This window comes from Acinetobacter sp. SFD (assembly GCF_001647575.1).
Classification (GTDB): domain Bacteria; phylum Pseudomonadota; class Gammaproteobacteria; order Pseudomonadales; family Moraxellaceae; genus Acinetobacter; species Acinetobacter pecorum.
Window position 1 is genome coordinate 199,052 of the sequence record NZ_LSZJ01000011.1, and the last position, 19,067, is coordinate 218,118.

The following is a 19,067-nucleotide window of genomic DNA, read 5'->3' on the forward strand; positions in this document are numbered from 1 at the left end:
TATTAGGTGTCTAAACAATTGATCACAATTCGCCAGATCAACAGATCTGGCAAACTATGGCATACTCGGGACAATACATCAGGGAATATAACTATGAATAAAACCACAATTTTTTTAGGATTAGGTCTCAGCAGTCTACTCATCAGCGCATGCCAGACAGCACCACAACAATTTAATGGCCAGACAGGTTATGAAGTCCTGGAGCGTTCAGAAAATGCTGCGACCCTGAGCTATACACTCGCAGGGCGACCAAGCCAAGATGGAAACCGCCTGCAAGCCGCTTGCAGACAGGTTTTAGGCAACTCTAAAACTTACAATATCCAGATTCTAAGCATAAATGAAATTCCCAATCCCACTGCGGAACAAGAACAATATGGCCGACAATTAGGGAACAGCCGTACGCAAATCAGCTTAAGTAATACACCTGATTTATATAATAGCGATAACCCCGGTGCACGCGAAGCCTTAGATGCCCGTCCGACGATCATGCGTGTAATTCGTTATACTTGCTCTTAATCACTGATACTTATTTAAAATGAGGCAATAAAAGGGCTAACAGCCCTTTTATTTTTAAACTTTAAAGGGTTTTATAAAAACTGACATTACGAAACTCGGGTGATTCATCTAAATCTGGCCAGGTCGTTGCGCTGCGTTCCTCCAGTTTTTCGTATAGGGGATGGCTAAAGTTTTTGACCCGACTATCTGCAACCCATACCTCAGGGGCAAATTTTAAAAACTCGTCCAAGAAGAAACGGTTGCACTGATCATAAAGCACATCTGCAGCTAACAGAATATCCACCTGCTCGGCTTTATATAGATCATCCAGATATTCAAGCTCGATATCATTCAGCTCAGCATTGGCCCGACATGCCTCCAGACTGACCTGATCGATGTCACAACAAATCACACGTTTCGCGCCCGCCATTTTTGCGGCAATTGCTACTACACCCGACCCTGCACCAAAATCCAGCACCACCTTATCTTTGACATGATGCGGCTCTGCCAATAGCCATTGAGCCATCGCCAATCCTGATGCCCAGCAGAAGATCCAGTACGGCGTATCATTCCAGATGCGACGAATTACTTCATCATCCAGCTTATCTGCCGGAAATACTGGTGGAATCAGCCAAAGTGAAATTGGCGTTTCAGGCAATTGCTGTGCCAGCAACTCACAACCAGGGATTACCTCATGTAAGACTTGAAGTAAATGCTCGGGGGCTTTGGGGAATTGGAAAGTACAGCTCATTGGATTTCTTTTTAATTGGTATTTATATCTTTAAATAATCTCCCCTAACCCCTCTTTAAAAAAGAGGGGAAACTCCATCCAAAAATAACGATCAGAGTTCCCTCCTTTGAAAAAGGAGGGTTAGGGAGGATTTAAAATTAACCTAGCGCTTTTTCAGCAGCTTCAACCGTTTGACGAATCAAGGTGGTAATGGTCATAGGACCTACACCACCTGGAACTGGCGTGTAAGCAGAAGCTATTTCTTCAATACCTTGTAACTGGATATCCCCCACACCACCGCCATCACGTGGATGGAAACCGGCATCTACAACTACTGCACCGGGTTTGATCCAGTCTTTCTGAATCAGCTCAGCCTTACCTACCGCACCAACAATGATATCTGCTTGCTTCACGAAGCTTGCAAGATCTTGAGTACGTGAGTGGCAAATGGTCACAGTTGCATTGGCTTCAAGCAGCATTGCTGCCATTGGTTTACCCAAAATTGCAGAGCGACCAACCACTACCGCATGTTTACCAGCAATTTCAATGTTGTTTTCTTTCAGGATGGTCATGATGCCTGCAGGCGTTGCAGAACCATAAGCTGCTTCACCCATTGCCATACGGCCGTAGCCCAGACAAGTGACACCATCTACGTCTTTTTCAAGCGAAATTGCATCAAAACATGCACGCTCATCAATTTGCGCAGGAACCGGGTGTTGGAGCAAAATACCATGTACATCTGGGTTTGCATTTAGTTTTTCAATTTCAGCAAGTAATTCTTCAGTAGTGGTCTCCTTAGGAAGTTCCACTTTAAGTGAATCCATACCAACACGGCGGCAAGCATTGCCTTTCATGCGAACATAAGTAGCAGATGCACCATCGTCACCTACCAAAATCGTCGCAAGAATTGGAGTACGACCTGATTTTGCTTTCAGCGCTTCTACGCGAGTAAACAAGTCAGCTTCTATTTGCTTCGCCAATGCACGACCGTCTAGAACTAATGCCACAGCATTTCTCCCAAGTGTTGATATGAATCAATTTTGCACATTCTACATGATAATGCTAAATATTTTCCGCCAGATGCTGTTTTTATGCGCATACGAATGAATACACTATTGTTTTTTTTTCTGAGCTTGATAATATACGCATCAACAAGACGCGGCGGGGTGGCAGAGTGGTCATGCAGCGGACTGCAACTCCGTGGACGCCGGTTCGATTCCGACCTCCGCCTCCATCTTGTTAAAGCCCGAGTGGTGAAATCGGTAGACACAGGGGATTTAAAATCCCCCGCCCACAAAGCGTGCCAGTTCGAGTCTGGCCTCGGGCACCATTCTTCTACTATAGAAAATGGTGCAAATAAAAGAACCCAGCGAAAGCTGGTTTTTTTATGCCTGTAATTTAGTTATTCTAAAAATGAGTAAGTCTAAATTTCCTGTTTAAGTTTCATTACCTATTATGCAGCGCCCTGCTTTCATTTAAAATATCATCCGGCAGAGCGTAAATATCCTTGCAGATCCTGTTCCAGTTTTTGCTGAAAATGAATCGGTTCAATGATTTTCACATAAGGTAACCAGTAACGCACCAAAGGCAGTAACTGCATTTCATGACGAATCTGGCAACTAATCAATAATTCTCCAGACTCCAACTCCTGCTCAATCTGCTGTTCCGGAAATAAACGGCGCTCTTTAAAAAATACTGTGACTGCAGGCTGTACCTTGACCAAAACCTGCTGTTTTTGCCGTCCAAACCAGATACTGTCTTCATCTGTTAGCATTTTCAGTACTTCAGAATCATGCTCAAAACTTTCAGCCTTGAAGACCAGTTTTACCTGCTGCAACTGGCTTAGGCGATAGGTTTTCAACTCGCCCTGAATCACACCAGCCAAGTACCAGATACCATGATGATGAATCAAGCGATAAGGCTGGATAATTCGCACTTGATCTGAATAAAGTAGCTCAATCTGCTGACGTTTATAGATCGCACCTGCAAGCAGCTTGAAATGTTCGGCAAACTGTTTGGCATCTTCAAAATAGTAGCCTTTTGCCGAAAACACCTGATTTGCCCGCTCATCCAGCAGTTCACGTATAAAAGACATGTCCAGCGTCGGGTACAGATCACTGATCCCGGACAATTGGGCAAAATTCTGGATATCCTGTAACTTGAAACGTCCTAAATAGGAAGGTTCAAGATAATAGCGTTTTGTATGTTCATCCTGTATCAGCGGCAAATAAGAATTAAGGCGATCAAAATCACGCTCAATCGTTCGGGTGCTCACCTGAAATTCTCGTGCCAACTCCTGCACATTTAACTGATGCCCTATATTAAGTTTGGTTAAAATACTGGCCAAACGTTCTGCGAGGCGCTCATGCGTTGACGCATTGCCCTTCATAAATCCCCTCTTTTCGCTATTTTTAGCGCAATGCATACTCTGCTTAGAATTTTTAAATTATGGGAAAATTATACAGCTTAATAAAAATGAGATTAGAGTTAATTACTTCAACTTAAGGCTAATAGGAACAGTCTTTTTAAGCTTTTTTACGGCGTTTAAAAGCAGATTTAGAACTTTTCCGGTTCAGCCGTTCCATATAGCGTTCCAGATGCAGCATAGCCTGATACAGCTTATGTAAATCTGAACGGATGAACTGATTAAGAATAATGACTTTATGCAACCGCTTTAATGCCCGAAAGCCATGTTCACGCGTATAGGGAGCTGACACTATTTTCATCATATACTTCCTTTTGTTATGTGATATTTCATTCAATACCAAACAATTTAGTCAGGTTAATTTTAATTGTTAATTTACTCCCCAGTTTCGACAGGTTGTGTCGAACAATTAACATTTTTACCATTTTTTAAAATTTAAACCCCCATATCAATCAATTAATTTAAATTGGTCGTCATTTTTTATGCAAAATAAAAGCCAACACAAGTTGGCTTTTATTGTTTTTAGTATTCTAATCACAAGAATAATTAGATGATTTCCACCACAATTTTTCCAATATGTTCACCCGTATCCATGGCTGCATGCGCCTCCTGAATCTGGTCAAACTTAAAGGTCTGATAAATCATTGGCAGACATTCGCCTTTTGCCCATAAGGGTGCTACATGCGTTTTCAAACCTTGTGCAATTTCAGCTTTTTCAGCCGTGCTACGTGCACGCATGGTTGAACCAGTAATAGTCAGACGTTTCATCATGATCTGACCCAGTTTCACTTCCTTAGCCTTGGCACCACCCAAAAATGCGATATATACCAGACGGCCATCACGGCGGAGCAAATTCAAATTACGCTCTAAATATGGCGCACCGACCATATCCAGAATCACATCTACACCTGCATTATCCGTTGCTTCATTAATGACCTGCTCAAAGTCCTGAGTCTTGTAATTGATTCCTGTGGTCAGATGTGAAATCGCCTGGATTTTTTCGTCACTACCTGCTGTGGCAAAGGTTTTAATACCCAAGGATTTACATAGCATGAGTGCCGTGGTTCCAATCCCACTGGTTCCGCCATGCACCAGTACCGTTTCTCCTGCCTTGGCTTTACTCATCTGGAACACATTTGCCCACACCGTAAAGAAGGTTTCAGGAATCGCAGCAGCCTGCACAAAGCTCACGCCTTCAGGAATATTTAAAGTCTGGCTTTCAGGTACGACGCAATATTCTGCATAGCCACCACCATTGGTCAGGCCACAAACCTTGTCACCGACTTTAAACTGACTTACATCAGTTCCGACCGCAACCACTTCACCTGCCACTTCCAGCCCTGGAACAGGAGTTACGCCTTTTGGCATCGGGTATATACCCTGACGCTGCAAGATATCCGGACGGTTAATCCCAAAAGCATGAACCTTGACCAGCACCTCGTCAGCTTTGGGTTCAGGAATAGCAACTGTTTCATAAGCGAGTTTATCCACCCCACCCGGTTCTGTAATAATGACGTGTTGCATGTTTTGTTGCGACATGGATTGTTTCCCTAACATTGATGTTTTATCTCTCTTAAACTTATTTGAACATAGAACGCTTATGGATTGAAGGCTAATGGACTTATGTATAATCTTTGGGGTATTTTATAAATTGATATCAAGCAGCCCATGACTATTATTATTCAAAAAGTTGAAACAGAGGATATAAATCCAGTTCTAGACATCTGGCTAAATGCCTCCTTACAGGCACATGCCTTTATTCCCGCAACATATTGGCAACAACAGCTGATTGCCATGCGTGATCTATATCTGCCTCTTTCTGAAAATTATATAATCAAAGAAAATCATACAGTTCTGGGTTTTGCCTCATTGCTAAGATTAGAGCAGGTATTGGCCGCACTTTTCATTGATCCCGCCCAGCAGGGCAAAGGTTATGGCGTACGTCTGCTGAATTTCCTGAAACAGCAATGTGAGCAACTGCATTTAAATGTGTATGCTGAAAATACCTCAGCAGTTCAGTTCTACCAGAAACAAGGTTTTAAAATGACCAGTCCAGAGATTGACCAAAATACCGGCCATGCAGAACTAGGTATGAGTTGGTGCAGGCCTTGATCTGGAACATATAAGGGCAACTTATGTCAGCAGTCATCCTTTATAACGAAGATAATTATAGCGATTTTGAATGGTATGAAGGCCTTGCGGTGATCCGCTTCTATGCAGACTGGTGCAAACCCTGTGTTCAAAACTTTCCTGTATTTGAACAACTGGCAGCGTATTATGCTGAGCACAAACCAACCATCAAGTTCGGCAAGATCAATGTTGACCAGTCACCGATTCTGACTTTACGCTATAACGTCTATGGCCTACCTTCCACCCTGATTTTTAAAAATGGCCAGATTATTCACCGTATAGCCGGTGTAAAAAGTCTGACTGAAATGAAAGCCATTCTGACCCAAGTAATGGATGAATTATCCAACTGATGCAAGCAGATCAATCCCCTATTTGACAGATTGATTCGGCATCTGCACAAACTGCATCAGGAATTTACGCACCAGTGGCAGCACCACCAGAATCAGTGGAAATGCCATCAGCCATGACATGCTCCAGGCATGCAGCCACACTGAGATAAACTGATCACTCCAGCCTTTATTCAGTAGCAGATTAAAGCAGGAAATTGCGCCACTCATGATGCCAGATAGAATCAGCGGCATCAGCCAGTTCAGATGTTTGGCATGAAATTTTGGAACTCTATTTTTCATCATTTTACCTAATTTTTAAATCATGAATCGAATTACAGACGTGTGATGTTTACTGCTGCTTGGTCAATCTGTCTTGCAATCTTTTGAATATCTTCAGTGCTTAATTCATCATCAAACAATTTGAATCGCAATGCAGCTTTCAGACTTTCCATCGCAGTATTAATGTCGGTATAACGCTCATCATCTTTAATCCGGCGACGGGTTTCAAACCGACGAAGAACTTTTTGCAGGATTTCCTGATAGCTTTCCAGATGCTTAAGACCTTCGTCAGTAATGTGATATTGCTTGCGCTCATCAGCGCTCATAGTCACTTGTGTATATTGCTGCTCTTCCAAATAACTAATGGTTGGACAGATCGTACCGGTGCTCGGCTTGTAGTTTCCGCCGACCAGAGCAGCCACTTCTTTAATAATGTCATAGCTAAACCTGGGTGCCTGGGCAATAAAATGCAGCACCAGCAATTTCATTTCACCTGCTTCAAACAGACGTTTGCGAAGTTTTGGAGAGTTTTCTTGTTCTTCTGAAATAACAGAGTGAGGACTTACAGGCATGGTTAAGATATATCTTAAATTTAATTAAGATATATCTTATTGAGAATTTAATTAAAATTCTAGTTCTAATTCAACTTTTATTTGATCAACTTAAGCATCTAGAAAACCATCATGAATAATTTTATTTCTCATTTCTTTTAGAAAAGTCAAACTTGATGATTCGGACTCAAATAAACTTCCACTTAATTCATTCAACCTCAATAGTTTTCTTTTACCATGTTTAATATCATGTTTATAACATTCAAGCTTTTGATAAGAAGAAAGTGTTATAAATTAATTTTCTTTCAAATTGATATGCATAATCCATCAATGGAGAGTGATATTCTTCCATCCCATTCTTATAAAAATGGTTGATTATTATTTTGTTCACCTTTTACCCCATTTAAATTAAAGTACAACATTTCAATTTCTCTTTTTTAACAGATTAACTCTTAATTATTTCCGACTCAAAAAATTTTTTATCATCTTTTCACTTACATCTTCCGGATAACAAAGTGGTGCATATCCACCAGCGCGGTTATAAGCACTGCGTTTCCCACAACGGCTGCCATTACGTGCAGTATTGTAAGGGCATGGACAATTGCCCTGATAACTCTCAATCGACTCTTTAATAATTTTCTGCTTGATCGCTTCAACACTTTGACTACTCTGTTTGGCTTCAGCTCCAAAAGCTACACACACACCAACCAGTAATAATAATTTTTTCATAAATACCCCCATTTATGGAGCATTGTATTAATTGACTAGTAAATTGAAAGATCACATTTTGACTAATCGAATGATTTTCATGCAAACAAAATTTAGGCAATAAAAAACCCGCCTTACAGCGGGTTTCTCTAAAACCAGTCCAGTCTTATAGACGAACCAGTTCCACAATTTTCTCAGCAAGTTCTTCAGCTAATTCCTGAGCAAAAGTAACATCTGTACCTTCAGTTGCATCAGTTACTATAACTACACCGGTTTCACGAACCAGCGTAACTTGATCAGCAGTCAGACCTGCTTTTGCAATTGCAACCACACCTTGCTGGATTAGCAGGCTTTCAAGTGCTTGAGCATTTTCCAATGCCTTAGCAGATACAGTTACCGCTGCAGGTTTCTGACCTAAACGCGCAGCACGCGTTTCAGCCGTTACAGGCTCGTTGTGCGCAGTCCATTCCACTGCCATCTCAACCATCCCCGCACCAACAGTCACGTTGTTTAAACGGTCAATAAAGATGAATGAGCCGGTATAACGGCTATCCTGATAACGGTCGAAAACCACTGGCGCATCAAATTCGATGGTGACATCAGCAATTGCATTCAACTCCAGTTGCTCAACTTCCATTTTTTCCAATGTGTTGACATTGGTACGATAGTGAATTTTCGCAACTTTTGCTGGAATGGTCTGAGTACCGAACTTCACGTTATAAAGTTTGCCAATGACTAGCGACTGGTCATTCATCCAAACCACTGAAGCTCGCGCAGAACGTGAAATTAAAGGCTGCTCACCCGCTTTAACGAGAACGTTACCACGTGAAATATCAATTTCATCATTCAAAGTTAAAGTAATGGCTTGCCCCGCAACAGCGTGATCCAGATTACTATCAAAAGTGACAATTTCTTTGACTGTGGATTTCTTGCCAGATGGCAGCGCAACAATCTCATCACCAACTTTTATTTCGCCCAGTGCGATGGTACCGCAGAAACCACGGAAGTCGAGGTTCGGACGGTTCACATACTGAACCGGAAAACGGAATTCATCCTTGCTGGTATTACGCGTAATTTCAACAGTCTCCAAAGTCTCCATTAAGGTTTGACCTTGGTACCACGGCGTATTTGGTGATTTGTTAACGACGTTATCACCGTTGAGTGCAGAAATTGGCGTGAAAATAATATTTTCAGGCTTACGTTCACCCAACTGTTCAATGAACTTGTTGTACTCTGCCTGAATTTCATTGAAGCGTGCTTCAGAGAATTCAACCAGGTCCATCTTGTTCACGGCCACTACGATATTATGAATTCCTAATAGACTCGCAATAAATGAGTGACGGCGGGTTTGGGTCTGCACGCCATAACGCGCATCAATCAGGATGATCGCAAGATCTGCAGTCGACGCACCTGTCGCCATATTGCGGGTATACTGTTCATGTCCCGGTGTATCAGCAATAATAAACTTACGTTTTTCAGTCGAGAAATAACGGTAAGCCACATCAATAGTAATGCCCTGCTCACGTTCGGCCTGCAGACCATCTACAAGAAGTGCCAGATCAGGTGCATCGCCAGTAGTACCGACTTTTTTCGAGTCACGGGTAACTGCCTGCAGCTGATCTTCATAAATCAGTTTTGAATCGTAAAGCAGACGACCAATTAAAGTTGATTTACCATCATCTACGTTACCGCACGTCAGGAAACGCAATAAGTCTTTATTTTCATGTTGTTTCAAATAACCCAAGATATCTTGGCTGATTAAATCAGATTGATGAGACATTGCTCAAAGCTCCACAAATACGTTGAAATCGGTTGCTAATCTTTAAATCCACCTAAATCCTCCTTTAATAAAGGAGGACTTTCCTCCAATCAATTTTTGGAGTTCCCCCCTCTTTTCTAAAGAGGGGGTTAGGGGAGATTACGAGACTCTAGAAATAACCTTCCTGCTTTTTCTTTTCCATCGAACCTGCTTCATCATGATCGATCATACGGCCCTGACGTTCAGATGTGGTCGCTAAAAGCATTTCCTGGATAATTTCCGGCAAGGTGTTGGCTGTAGATTCCACAGCACCCGTAAGCGGGTAACAGCCTAGAGTACGGAAACGAACCGATTTCATTTGTGGTACTTCGCCTGGATTCAGGCGCATACGCTCATCATCCACCATGATCAGCGTGCCATTACGCTCAACCACTGGGCGTTCAGCCGCCAGATACAATGGCACAAGTTTGATATTTTCAAGATAGATGTATTGCCAGATGTCTAGTTCAGTCCAGTTAGACAATGGGAATACACGGATACTTTCGCCTTTATTCACTTTACCGTTGTAAAGGTTCCACAGTTCTGGACGCTGGTTTTTCGGGTCCCAACGGTGTTTAGAATCACGGAATGAATACACACGTTCCTTCGCGCGTGACTTTTCTTCATCACGACGTGCCCCGCCAAAAGCTGCATCAAACTGATATTTGTCCAGCGCCTGTTTCAGACCTTGGGTTTTCATGATGTCGGTATATTTTGAGCTACCATAGTCAAATGGATTTACGCCCGCATCACGGCCTTCCTTGTTCTGATGCACGATCAGATCAAAGCCATGTTCTTTGGCCATGTTGTCACGGAACGTGATCATGTCTTTGAATTTCCAGCCTGTATCTACATGCAGCAATGGAAATGGAAGTTTTGCAGGATAAAACGCTTTTAGTGCCAAATGCAGCATTACTGCTGAATCTTTACCGATTGAATACAGCATGACCGGATTTTCAAACTCGGCAGCAACTTCGCGGATGATATGAATACTCTCAGCTTCGAGCTGTTTGAGATGAGTAAGTCTTTCCTCATTTAACGACATGGACAACACCAGCTTAGAAAAACGTGTACTTATGACACTTTTGAAAATTTATATTCATTATAGTGATTTACCTATCCTATCCATTGCTTGTTTTATGATATTGATATATCAAAAGCTCATATAAAAATTCATCAATAATGAATATCAGTTTTTATGAATCAAGGTTTTGCATAACGCAGGCTTGGATATTTTGTAGTATTTATCCAGGGACACTCTGTCAACAAACCAATAAAATCATAGAAAAATAATCTAAAGTAGTGGTTCTCAAACAGTTGAAAAATTACTAGAGTAAGCTCAACTCTGCCCTTTCATATATGTTATTTATGCCCTATAGCGCTTTTGATCTCAGCACAGTAAAACACCGCCTGGAACAGGCTCAGCTTGCCGGCTACATTTATCAGCACCAGCAGCATATTTTAGTTCTGCAAGAACCTTTTAGTGATGATGGCAAGCCCTTGAATATCTATCTGCAACATGCACTGACCGCAGACCAAATCGGATTGCAGTTTGCTTTACGTTTACATGAAGGTCATTGGGAATTTCTAGTGGGCATCACCTATAGCAACCAGAATGCAGCTTACGAAATTGGTGTCAGCCATCTCAAAGGAGATCAAAAAGCCTTTAACTTGCTATATGCCTTTTATAATTATCCTAAAGCCTTCTATCTGGTGGCATTACCTTTGACGAGTAGTAGTCAAATGCTGGAGCAAACCCTGCAACAACAGCTTTTCAGTCAGCCTGATCTGAACTTCCTGAATACCGCAGTCAAGGTCAATCCTATGGGTGAACAGGTTAAATGGATGCAGCAGTATATTCTGCAACAGACCCTCGATATGAAAGTGCGAATTCAGACCGCCCTGCTCTAGCAGATTTAAATAGAAAATATAAAGATACTCTGGTTGAAGTATCTTTATATTTTTCCCAGAAACATACAGACAACAGGCGTTACTTGCCATAATTTCTATGGAATTATTCCATTTCTCTATCAAGAATCTGATTCGCTTATAGTTTATTATTAATTTTAATAGTTCACTGATTATTAAATAATCTATATATTCAATCCCTGTTTATCAGGTTTTTTGTTATTTTTTTGCATACAAAAACTACAATTACTGCTATCGTAAGCCTGATAAAAAATTTCAGATACTTTTCCTAAAAACATAATTATAGAGATAAAAAATGTGGGAACTGTTTACACATCCATCCAATATCGTATTTAGCATCAGTTTAAGCCTAATGCTGATGTTTGCTGCACTTGAGTGCATTCTGCTGTTGCTCGGTGGCGGATCACAGCATATGTTTGAACAGTTTTTACCTGACGACCCCCTGCATCCGGAAATAAGTCCGGATCACCCTCCCGGTGTTTTCAGCAAAGTATTTGACTGGTTATATTTGGGACGTCTGCCTTTATTTATCTGGCTGATTATTTTTCTGACCAGTTATGGTTTGAGTGGTTTATTGATTCAGGGCATATTTGAACGCCTGACCAGCCAACTTTTCAGTGTCTGGCTGATTTCTCCAGCCTGCCTGTTTCTGTGTATGCCCGTAGTACGCTTTCTTGCCAAGGCGGCAAGCAAGCTTCTGCCTGAAGATGAAACTTCCGCCATTCATAGCGATGAACTGATCGGACGTACCGCGACCATTATCCTGGGAGACGCTAGAGTGAATTCTCCGGCACAGGCCAGAGTTCAGGACCAGTATGGGCAGACCCATTATGTGCTGGTTGAACCTGAAAGTAATCAGACTTTAAATCAAGGCCAGGATGTGGTTCTGACCCAAAAAACTAAAAATGGCTTTCAAGCCATTGAACTTTAATTTTATTTAGCCAAAACTCAATTGAGACTTTATAACAATGTTAAAATTTGATTTATATAATATTTTAATTATTGCGGGAATTATTTTTGTAGCACTGGTGACCTTCGGTCTCATCATTGCACGCTTATACCGTCGTTCAAGCAAGGAAATTTCCTTTGTACGTACCGGCTGGGGTGGAGAAAAAGTGATTTTAGGCGGAGGTGCCATTGTGCTTCCAGTCCTGCATGAAATTATTCCGGTAAACATGAATACCTTGCGCCTTGAGGTGCGTCGTGCAGATGATCAGGCACTAATCACCCGTGACCGGATGCGTGTCGATGTCATGGCCGAATTCTATGTACGGGTCAAACCTACCGCTGATTCAATTGCCACCGCAGCACAAACACTCGGTCAAAAAACCATGTCACCAAATGAACTAAAAAATCTGGTGGAAGGCAAGTTTGTCGATTCACTACGCGCAGTAGCCGCAGAAATGGCTATGGAAGAACTACATGAAAAGCGGGTGGATTTCGTACAGAAAGTTCAGCAGGTGGTGTCTGAAGATTTACATAAAAATGGTCTGGAGCTTGAAACTGTTTCACTAACTGGTCTGGATCAGACCGGATTTAAATATTTCAATCCACAAAATGCTTTTGATGCAGAAGGCCTGACCAAGCTTACTGAAACTATTGAGGATCGTCGTCGCAAGCGTAACCATATTGAACAAGATACAGATCTGGCAATTAAAACCAAGAATCTGGAAGCTGAACAGGCTCGCCTGCAAATTATTCGTGAAGAAGAATATGCCAAGCTACAGCAGGAACGTGAAATTGCCATTCGACGTGCTGAACAGCTGGCTGAAATTGCCGCTCAGGAAGCTGGCAAAAAACGCGAAGCAGAGGAAGCCCAAATTGCGGCTGAACGCGAGGTCGAACTCAAGCGTATTTTGGCCGCCCGTGATGTAGAGAATGAAAACATTCAAAAAGCACAGCTGATTCAAAAAGCCCAAGTCGAACAAAAGAAAACCATTGAACTGGCTGAACAGGATCGTGCCATTGCCATTGCGGAAAAATCCCGTGCCGAATCTGAAGCCAAAGCCCAGGCCGACCACGCCCGTGCGCAGGCGGTAAAAGCAGAAGAAGAAGTTGTCACCGTGCGTCAAATCCAGCAGGCAGAGCGTCAAAAGGCGGTCGAGCTGGTTGCGGCCAAAGAACATGCTGAAAAAGATGCGATTGCAATTACAGTGGCCGCTGAAGCTGGCAAACAGGCGGCAGCAGACGATGCAGAAGCCGTACGCATTGCTGCTGAAGCTGAAGCTGAAAAGGTCCGTCTCAAAGCCAAGGGTGAAGCGGATGCGAAAATCCTACTGGCTCAAGCGATGGAGAAACAGTATCAGGTAGATGCTGAAGGTACCCGTGCGGTCAATGAAGCCAATAATGTTCTGTCACCAGAACAGGTTGAAATGCAGATTCGTCTGGCCATGCTGAAATACTTGCCTGAAATTATCCGGGAAAGCGTCAAGCCAATGGAAAATATTGACGATATCAAAATTCTTCAGGTCAATGGACTACATGGCAGTCATGCCGGTTCTTGTCAGGCAGATGCACATCATGAAGGGGGCAATGTTGCCCTTTCAGATCAGGTTGTCAATAGCGCCCTGCGTTATCGTAGTCAGGCACCTTTAATTGATAGCTTGATGAGTGAGCTGGGTATTCAAGGTGGTGATATCAATGGCATGACCCAGAGTCTCAAAGCTAAAACCTGAAAAATAGACTGAGATATAAAAAAGCTCCCATCTGGGAGCTTTTTTATTACAGCCTTACTTTAGATATCAAGCCAAACCTTTATCTTTTAACACTTGCAGCATGGTTGAACCGAGTTCAGCAGGACTACGCGTATAGGCCATGCCCGCACGCTCAAAGGCTGCAAATTTTTCTTCAGCTGTACCCTTGCCACCTGAAATAATCGCACCTGCGTGACCCATACGTTTGCCTTTAGGCGCAGTTACGCCCGCAATATAACCAACAACCGGCTTAGTCACATTCGATTGAATATATTCAGCTGCTTCTTCTTCTGCCGTACCACCAATTTCACCAATCATAATGATGGCTTCAGTTTGCGGATCTTCCTGGAACAGTTTTAAGCAGTCAATCTGGTTCATGCCCGGAATCGGGTCACCACCAATACCGATACAGGTCGACTGACCTAAACCTAGGTTAGTGGTCTGTGCCACGGCCTCATAAGTCAGTGTACCTGAACGCGAGATAATTCCGATTTTACCTGGTTGATGAATATGTCCCGGCATAATCCCGATCTTACATTCACCCGGCGTAATAATACCCGGACAGTTTGGTCCAATCAGACGTGTACCGTTGCCATTGGTTTCCAGATAACGCTTGGCTTTCAGCATGTCGAGGGTTGGTACACCTTCAGTAATTACCACAATTAATTCAATGCCGGAATCAACCGCTTCAATAATGGAATCCAGTACAAAAGGTGCCGGAACATAAATCACCGAAGCATCTGCGCCAGTTTCCTTCACCGCTTCACGCATGGTATTAAAAACGGGTAAATCCAGATGGGTTTGACCGCCTTTTCCTGGAGTGACACCGCCCACAACTTTAGTGCCATAAGCCAAAGCCTGTTCAGAATGGAATGTGCCGTTTTTACCTGTAAAACCTTGTACCAACACTTTGGTGTCTTTATTAACTAATACGCTCATGATTGATACTCCTTAAGCTTTTACAGCAGCAACAATTTTTTCTGCAGCATCAGCAAGACCATGTGCAGAAATCAACTTCAAACCTGATTCATCCAGTAATTTTGCACCCAATTCCGCATTGTTGCCTTCAAGGCGAACAACCACAGGAACAGTCACATTTACTTCCTGAACCGCTGCAATAATTGCTTCAGCAATCATGTCACAACGTACAATTCCACCAAAAATATTGATTAATACGCCCTGTACAGAGCTATCTGCAAGGATAATTTTGAAAGCTTCAATCACACGCTCTTTCGTGGCACCACCACCCACATCCAGGAAGTTGGCTGGCTGACCGCCATAGAGCTTGATAATATCCATGGTTGCCATGGCGAGACCCGCGCCATTAACCATACAGCCAATGTTACCCTCAAGTGCCACATAGTTCAGATCAAATTCAGAGGCTTTCAGTTCGCGCTCATTTTCCTGAGATTTATCTCGCATAGCCGCGATTTCTGGCAAACGGTATAGCGCATTTGAATCAATTCCGATTTTCGCATCAACACACAGAATGTCACCATTCTCACGCACGGAGAGCGGATTGATTTCAAAAAGTGCAAAATCATTCTCTACAAATGCCTGATAGGCAGCTGTCATGATTTTTACAAATTGATTGATTTGTCCATCTTTCAGTTTCAGTGCAAAAGCAACTTCACGTGCCTGAAATGGCATCAAACCGACTAAAGGTTCAACTTCAACTTTAATGATTTTTTCCGGGGTTTCTTCAGCTACCTTCTCAATCTCAACACCGCCTTCAGTTGATGCCATAAAAGTGATCCGGCGAGTCGAGCGATCGACTACAGCACCCAAGTACAGCTCGCGCTCAACCGGATAAACATCTTCCGAGACTAAAATGCTATTGACTGGCTGACCATTGGCATCCGTCTGATAAGTGACCAAGCGTGAACCAATTATCTGGTTGGCATATTCAGCAGCCTCGGCAGCCGATTTTACTACTTTTACACCGCCTGCTTTACCTCGACCGCCAGCATGTACCTGTGCTTTCAATACTGCGAACTTTCCACCCAGCTGCTCAAAAGCTTGCACCGTTTCATCGGCATTAGTGGCCAGTATGCCCTCCTGTACAGGCATACCATATTTTTTTAATAGCGCTTTTGCTTGATACTCATGTAAATTCATGGAATAACCTTTTATTACTTCTTTAGCTTGTTATAACTCACCAGCACCCAGACGTCCGTCAAAGCAGCACCAGCATTTCTTCAAATCGTTATCTTTATTTTTAGATGATTGTTCCAATAAAAACAACCATGAAATACAAAAGAGCGACCTAAGTCGCTCTTTTTTTGCATTACTTACGTTTACGCTGAATCGCGTGAATTGCACGGCCATCAACAGCAAGAGCTGCTTCATGCACCACTTCAGAGAAGGTTGGATGAGCAAATGTCATTAACTGCAGGTCTTCAACTGACGATACAAACTCAAGTGCGATCATGCCTTGGTGGATGATATCAGACGCAGCAGGTCCAATCACATGCATACCCAATAGACGATCCGTTTTTGCGTCAGCAACAAACTTCACGAAACCAGCACCTTCACCCGCAGCCAAAGCACGACCATTGACAGCAAAACCGAATTGGCCAGTTTTTACTTCGTGACCTTTTTCTACAGCCTGCTGCTCTGTTAAACCAACCCACGCCGCTTCTGGGTGTGTGTAGATCACAGAAATAATGGTGTCATAGTTTACTTGCGCAGCATGTCCGTGAATACGCTCAACAGCCATCACACCTTCTTCCATGGCTTTATGCGCAAGCATTGGACCACGTACCAAATCACCAATTGCGTATACACCTTCAACTGAAGTTGCACACCAGTCATTTACTTCAACCAGACCACGTTCAGTCAGCTTGATACCTGAATCTTCAGCCAGTAGACCTTCAGCATAGGCACGACGACCTACACAAACGATCAATTTATCGAAAGTTTCAGTTTTATCTTCACCAGCTTGGGTATATTTAACTGTCACTTCACGACCGTTAATTTCAGTGCCAGAAACTTTCGCACCGATACGGATATCCATACCCTGTTTAGTCAGGATTTTTTGGTATTCTTTAGACAATGCTTTATCAGCCATTGGCAAGAATGCGTCCATTGCTTCAAATACAACAACTTCTGCACCAAGACGACGCCATACTGAACCTAGCTCAAGACCGATTACACCCGCACCAATCACACCTAAACGCTTAGGCACTTCAGTGAATTCAAGTGCGCCAGTAGAATCAACGATTAAGTCTTGATCTACAGGAGCTGAAGGAATGTTAATTGGTACAGAACCTGTCGCAAGAATCACGTATTTAGGCTCTAAAACTTGAACTTCACCTTCAAATGGTGTGAATTCAACTTTTTTGCCCGCAAGCAATTTACCTGTACCTTGCAACCATTCAATCCCGTTGCCTTTAAGCAACTGGGCAACACCGCCAGTCAACTGATCTACAACTTTGTCTTTACGACTCATCATTTTAGAAAGATCAAATTTAACTTCACCGGTCGTAATACCATGGTCATCTAAATGCTGAACGGTATCTTCATAACGATGTGAAGAATCAAGCAATGCTTTAGACGGGATACAACCCACGTTTAAGCAAGTACCACCCAAAGCTGGCTTGCCTTTATGAATACGTTTTTCGATACACGCAACTTTGTAACCAAGTTGAGCTGCACGAATTGCTGCTTCGTAGCCGCCCGGGCCACCACCAATTACGACTAAATCGAATTGAGACATGTTCATCTCCAAAAATGGGCCTAGAGTTTTGCCCTAAGCCCATAAATATATTCTTAAAAATTAAAGATCAAGGATAAGACGTGCTGGCTCTTCTAACAATTCTTTGATTGTTACAAGGAAACCAACTGCTTCTTTACCATCGATTAAACGGTGGTCATAAGACAATGCAAGATACATCATCGGCAAGATTTCTACTTGACCATTTACAGCCATCGGACGTTCCTGGATTTTATGCATACCCAGAATCGCAGTTTGTGGCGTATTTAGAATTGGTGTAGAAAGCAATGAGCCAAAAGTACCACCATTGGTGATCGTGAATGTACCACCAGTCATGTCTTCGATGCCCAGCTTACCGTCACGTGCCTTCGCAGCATATGCACGGATGCCGTTTTCAACTTCAGCATAGTTCATGCGGTCTGTATCACGAAGTACAGGAACCACAAGACCACGTTCAGATGAAACTGCAACACCGATGTCATAGTAACCATGATAAACAATATCATCGCCATCAATTGAAGCATTTACCGCTGGATAGCGTTTTAGGGCTTCAGTTGCTGCTTTAACGAAGAATGACATAAAGCCAAGACGCGCACCATGACGCTTCTCGAATGCATCTTTGTATTGAGCACGCATTTCCATGATTGGTTTCATGTTCACTTCGTTGAACGTGGTCAACATTGCAGTTTCTTGAGTTGCTGCAAGTAAACGTTCAGCTACACGCTTACGAAGACGTGTCATCGGAACACGTTTCTCAATACGCTCACCCACCGCAACGCTTAATGGCTGCGCTGCAGGTGCTGCCGGCTTCGCCTGATGATTTGCCACATCTTCTTTAGTGATGCGACCACCACGGCCCGTACCTTCGACATCAGCAGCAGCCACACCAGATTCAGTCAATGCTTTACGCACGGCTGGAGCCTGATCCTGTACCTGTTGACGTTCAACGATCGGTGCATTACCCGCTTCAGTTTGCGCAGCAGCTTGTTCAACTTTCTCTTCAGACTGAACTGCTTGAGTTTGCGTAGCGCCAGAAACAGCACCTTCTTCAAACTGTGCAATTACTTCAGCTGAAAGAACAGTATCGCCTTCACCTTTAATAATAGATGCAAGTGTACCGTCTGCAGGAGCGACAACTTCTAAAACAACTTTATCAGTCTCAATATCGCAGATCACTTCATCACGTGAAACTGCTTCACCTGGTTGTTTGTGCCAAGTTGCGATCGTACCGTCCGCAACTGACTCTGGAAATACCGGTGCTTTAATTTCGGTTGCCATTACTTAG

At 42.9% G+C, this 19,067-nt stretch carries 20 protein-coding genes and 2 tRNA genes; 8 read left to right on the forward strand and 14 right to left on the reverse strand.

The window, feature by feature from the left end; genetic code table 11:
- The first annotated feature begins 93 nt into the window (after nt 1-93).
- The gene (locus tag AY605_RS06415) at nt 94-516 is read left to right on the forward strand and encodes a hypothetical protein (RefSeq protein ID WP_064095616.1); all 423 of its coding nucleotides are present in this window, start codon (nt 94-96) and stop codon (nt 514-516) included.
- A 61-nt stretch (nt 517-577) separates the two neighbouring features.
- Here the strand turns inward: AY605_RS06415 and AY605_RS06420 are convergent, their stop codons facing one another.
- A complete protein-coding gene (locus AY605_RS06420) occupies nt 578-1,246 on the reverse strand; it encodes a class I SAM-dependent methyltransferase (RefSeq protein ID WP_064095617.1) in 669 nt (222 codons plus the stop codon).
- Nucleotides 1,247-1,383: 137 nt separating this feature from the next.
- Nucleotides 1,384-2,232, reverse strand: coding sequence for a bifunctional methylenetetrahydrofolate dehydrogenase/methenyltetrahydrofolate cyclohydrolase FolD (gene folD / locus AY605_RS06425; protein ID WP_064095618.1), 849 nt, complete (start codon nt 2,230-2,232; stop codon nt 1,384-1,386).
- A gap of 153 nt (nt 2,233-2,385) precedes the next feature.
- On the opposite strand from folD, the gene AY605_RS06430 reads away from it, so the two are divergent.
- Nucleotides 2,386-2,459: transfer RNA gene (locus AY605_RS06430), tRNA-Cys, on the forward strand.
- 10 nt (nt 2,460-2,469) lie between these two features.
- Nucleotides 2,470-2,555: transfer RNA gene (locus AY605_RS06435), tRNA-Leu, on the forward strand.
- A 153-nt stretch (nt 2,556-2,708) separates the two neighbouring features.
- Here the strand turns inward: AY605_RS06435 and AY605_RS06440 are convergent.
- From AY605_RS06440 to AY605_RS06450, 3 genes are all read right to left on the reverse strand, one after another.
- Nucleotides 2,709-3,614, reverse strand: coding sequence for a helix-turn-helix transcriptional regulator (locus AY605_RS06440; RefSeq protein WP_064095619.1), 906 nt, complete (start codon nt 3,612-3,614; stop codon nt 2,709-2,711).
- 136 nt (nt 3,615-3,750) lie between these two features.
- Nucleotides 3,751-3,951 (reverse strand): hypothetical protein, encoded by a 201-nt coding sequence (locus tag AY605_RS06445; protein ID WP_064095620.1) that lies wholly within the window; start codon nt 3,949-3,951, stop codon nt 3,751-3,753.
- A gap of 245 nt (nt 3,952-4,196) precedes the next feature.
- Nucleotides 4,197-5,189 carry an NAD(P)H-quinone oxidoreductase gene (locus tag AY605_RS06450; protein ID WP_064095621.1) on the reverse strand — a complete coding sequence of 331 codons (993 nt, stop codon included), beginning with the start codon at nt 5,187-5,189 and terminating at the stop codon, nt 4,197-4,199.
- 129 nt (nt 5,190-5,318) lie between these two features.
- On the opposite strand from AY605_RS06450, the gene AY605_RS06455 reads away from it, so the two are divergent.
- Together AY605_RS06455 and AY605_RS06460 are read left to right on the forward strand one after the other, a co-directional pair.
- The gene (locus tag AY605_RS06455; protein ID WP_064095622.1) at nt 5,319-5,762 is read left to right on the forward strand and encodes an N-acetyltransferase; all 444 of its coding nucleotides are present in this window, start codon (nt 5,319-5,321) and stop codon (nt 5,760-5,762) included.
- A 23-nt stretch (nt 5,763-5,785) separates the two neighbouring features.
- On the forward strand, nt 5,786-6,130 hold the full coding sequence (locus AY605_RS06460) for a thioredoxin family protein (protein ID WP_064095623.1): 345 nt from the start codon (nt 5,786-5,788) through the stop codon (nt 6,128-6,130).
- Between the two features lie 18 nt (nt 6,131-6,148).
- Here the strand turns inward: AY605_RS06460 and AY605_RS06465 are convergent, their stop codons facing one another.
- The 5 genes from AY605_RS06465 to cysD form a co-directional block, all read right to left on the reverse strand.
- Nucleotides 6,149-6,409, reverse strand: coding sequence for a DUF2798 domain-containing protein (locus AY605_RS06465; protein WP_064095624.1), 261 nt, complete (start codon nt 6,407-6,409; stop codon nt 6,149-6,151).
- 32 nt (nt 6,410-6,441) lie between these two features.
- A complete protein-coding gene (locus AY605_RS06470; RefSeq protein WP_064095625.1) occupies nt 6,442-6,960 on the reverse strand; it encodes a PadR family transcriptional regulator in 519 nt (172 codons plus the stop codon).
- 435 nt (nt 6,961-7,395) lie between these two features.
- Complete coding sequence (locus AY605_RS06475) at nt 7,396-7,668, reverse strand: hypothetical protein (protein ID WP_064095626.1); 273 nt, start codon at nt 7,666-7,668, stop codon at nt 7,396-7,398.
- Between the two features lie 145 nt (nt 7,669-7,813).
- Nucleotides 7,814-9,427 (reverse strand): sulfate adenylyltransferase subunit CysN, encoded by a 1,614-nt coding sequence (cysN, locus tag AY605_RS06480; protein WP_064095627.1) that lies wholly within the window; start codon nt 9,425-9,427, stop codon nt 7,814-7,816.
- A gap of 148 nt (nt 9,428-9,575) precedes the next feature.
- The gene (cysD, locus tag AY605_RS06485) at nt 9,576-10,490 is read right to left on the reverse strand and encodes a sulfate adenylyltransferase subunit CysD (RefSeq protein ID WP_064095628.1); all 915 of its coding nucleotides are present in this window, start codon (nt 10,488-10,490) and stop codon (nt 9,576-9,578) included.
- 323 nt (nt 10,491-10,813) lie between these two features.
- On the opposite strand from cysD, the gene AY605_RS06490 reads away from it, so the two are divergent.
- From AY605_RS06490 to AY605_RS06500, 3 genes are all read left to right on the forward strand, one after another.
- Nucleotides 10,814-11,356 (forward strand): hypothetical protein, encoded by a 543-nt coding sequence (locus AY605_RS06490; RefSeq protein WP_064095808.1) that lies wholly within the window; start codon nt 10,814-10,816, stop codon nt 11,354-11,356.
- A 313-nt stretch (nt 11,357-11,669) separates the two neighbouring features.
- Nucleotides 11,670-12,305 carry a YqiJ family protein gene (locus AY605_RS06495; protein WP_064095629.1) on the forward strand — a complete coding sequence of 212 codons (636 nt, stop codon included), beginning with the start codon at nt 11,670-11,672 and terminating at the stop codon, nt 12,303-12,305.
- 37 nt (nt 12,306-12,342) lie between these two features.
- Nucleotides 12,343-14,049 (forward strand): flotillin family protein, encoded by a 1,707-nt coding sequence (locus AY605_RS06500; protein ID WP_064095630.1) that lies wholly within the window; start codon nt 12,343-12,345, stop codon nt 14,047-14,049.
- A gap of 66 nt (nt 14,050-14,115) precedes the next feature.
- Here the strand turns inward: AY605_RS06500 and sucD are convergent, their stop codons facing one another.
- From sucD to odhB, 4 genes are all read right to left on the reverse strand, one after another.
- Entirely contained in the window at nt 14,116-15,006 is an 891-nt protein-coding gene (gene sucD, locus AY605_RS06505) for a succinate--CoA ligase subunit alpha (RefSeq protein ID WP_064095631.1), read from the reverse strand.
- A gap of 12 nt (nt 15,007-15,018) precedes the next feature.
- Nucleotides 15,019-16,185, reverse strand: a complete 1,167-nt coding sequence (sucC, locus tag AY605_RS06510; RefSeq protein ID WP_064095632.1) for an ADP-forming succinate--CoA ligase subunit beta — start codon at nt 16,183-16,185, stop codon at nt 15,019-15,021.
- A gap of 169 nt (nt 16,186-16,354) precedes the next feature.
- Nucleotides 16,355-17,785: a dihydrolipoyl dehydrogenase gene (gene lpdA, locus AY605_RS06515; protein WP_064095633.1), complete on the reverse strand. Its 1,431-nt coding sequence runs from the start codon at nt 17,783-17,785 to the stop codon at nt 16,355-16,357.
- Nucleotides 17,786-17,845: 60 nt separating this feature from the next.
- The gene (odhB, locus tag AY605_RS06520) at nt 17,846-19,060 is read right to left on the reverse strand and encodes a 2-oxoglutarate dehydrogenase complex dihydrolipoyllysine-residue succinyltransferase (RefSeq protein WP_064095634.1); all 1,215 of its coding nucleotides are present in this window, start codon (nt 19,058-19,060) and stop codon (nt 17,846-17,848) included.
- Nucleotides 19,061-19,067: the final 7 nt, after the last annotated feature.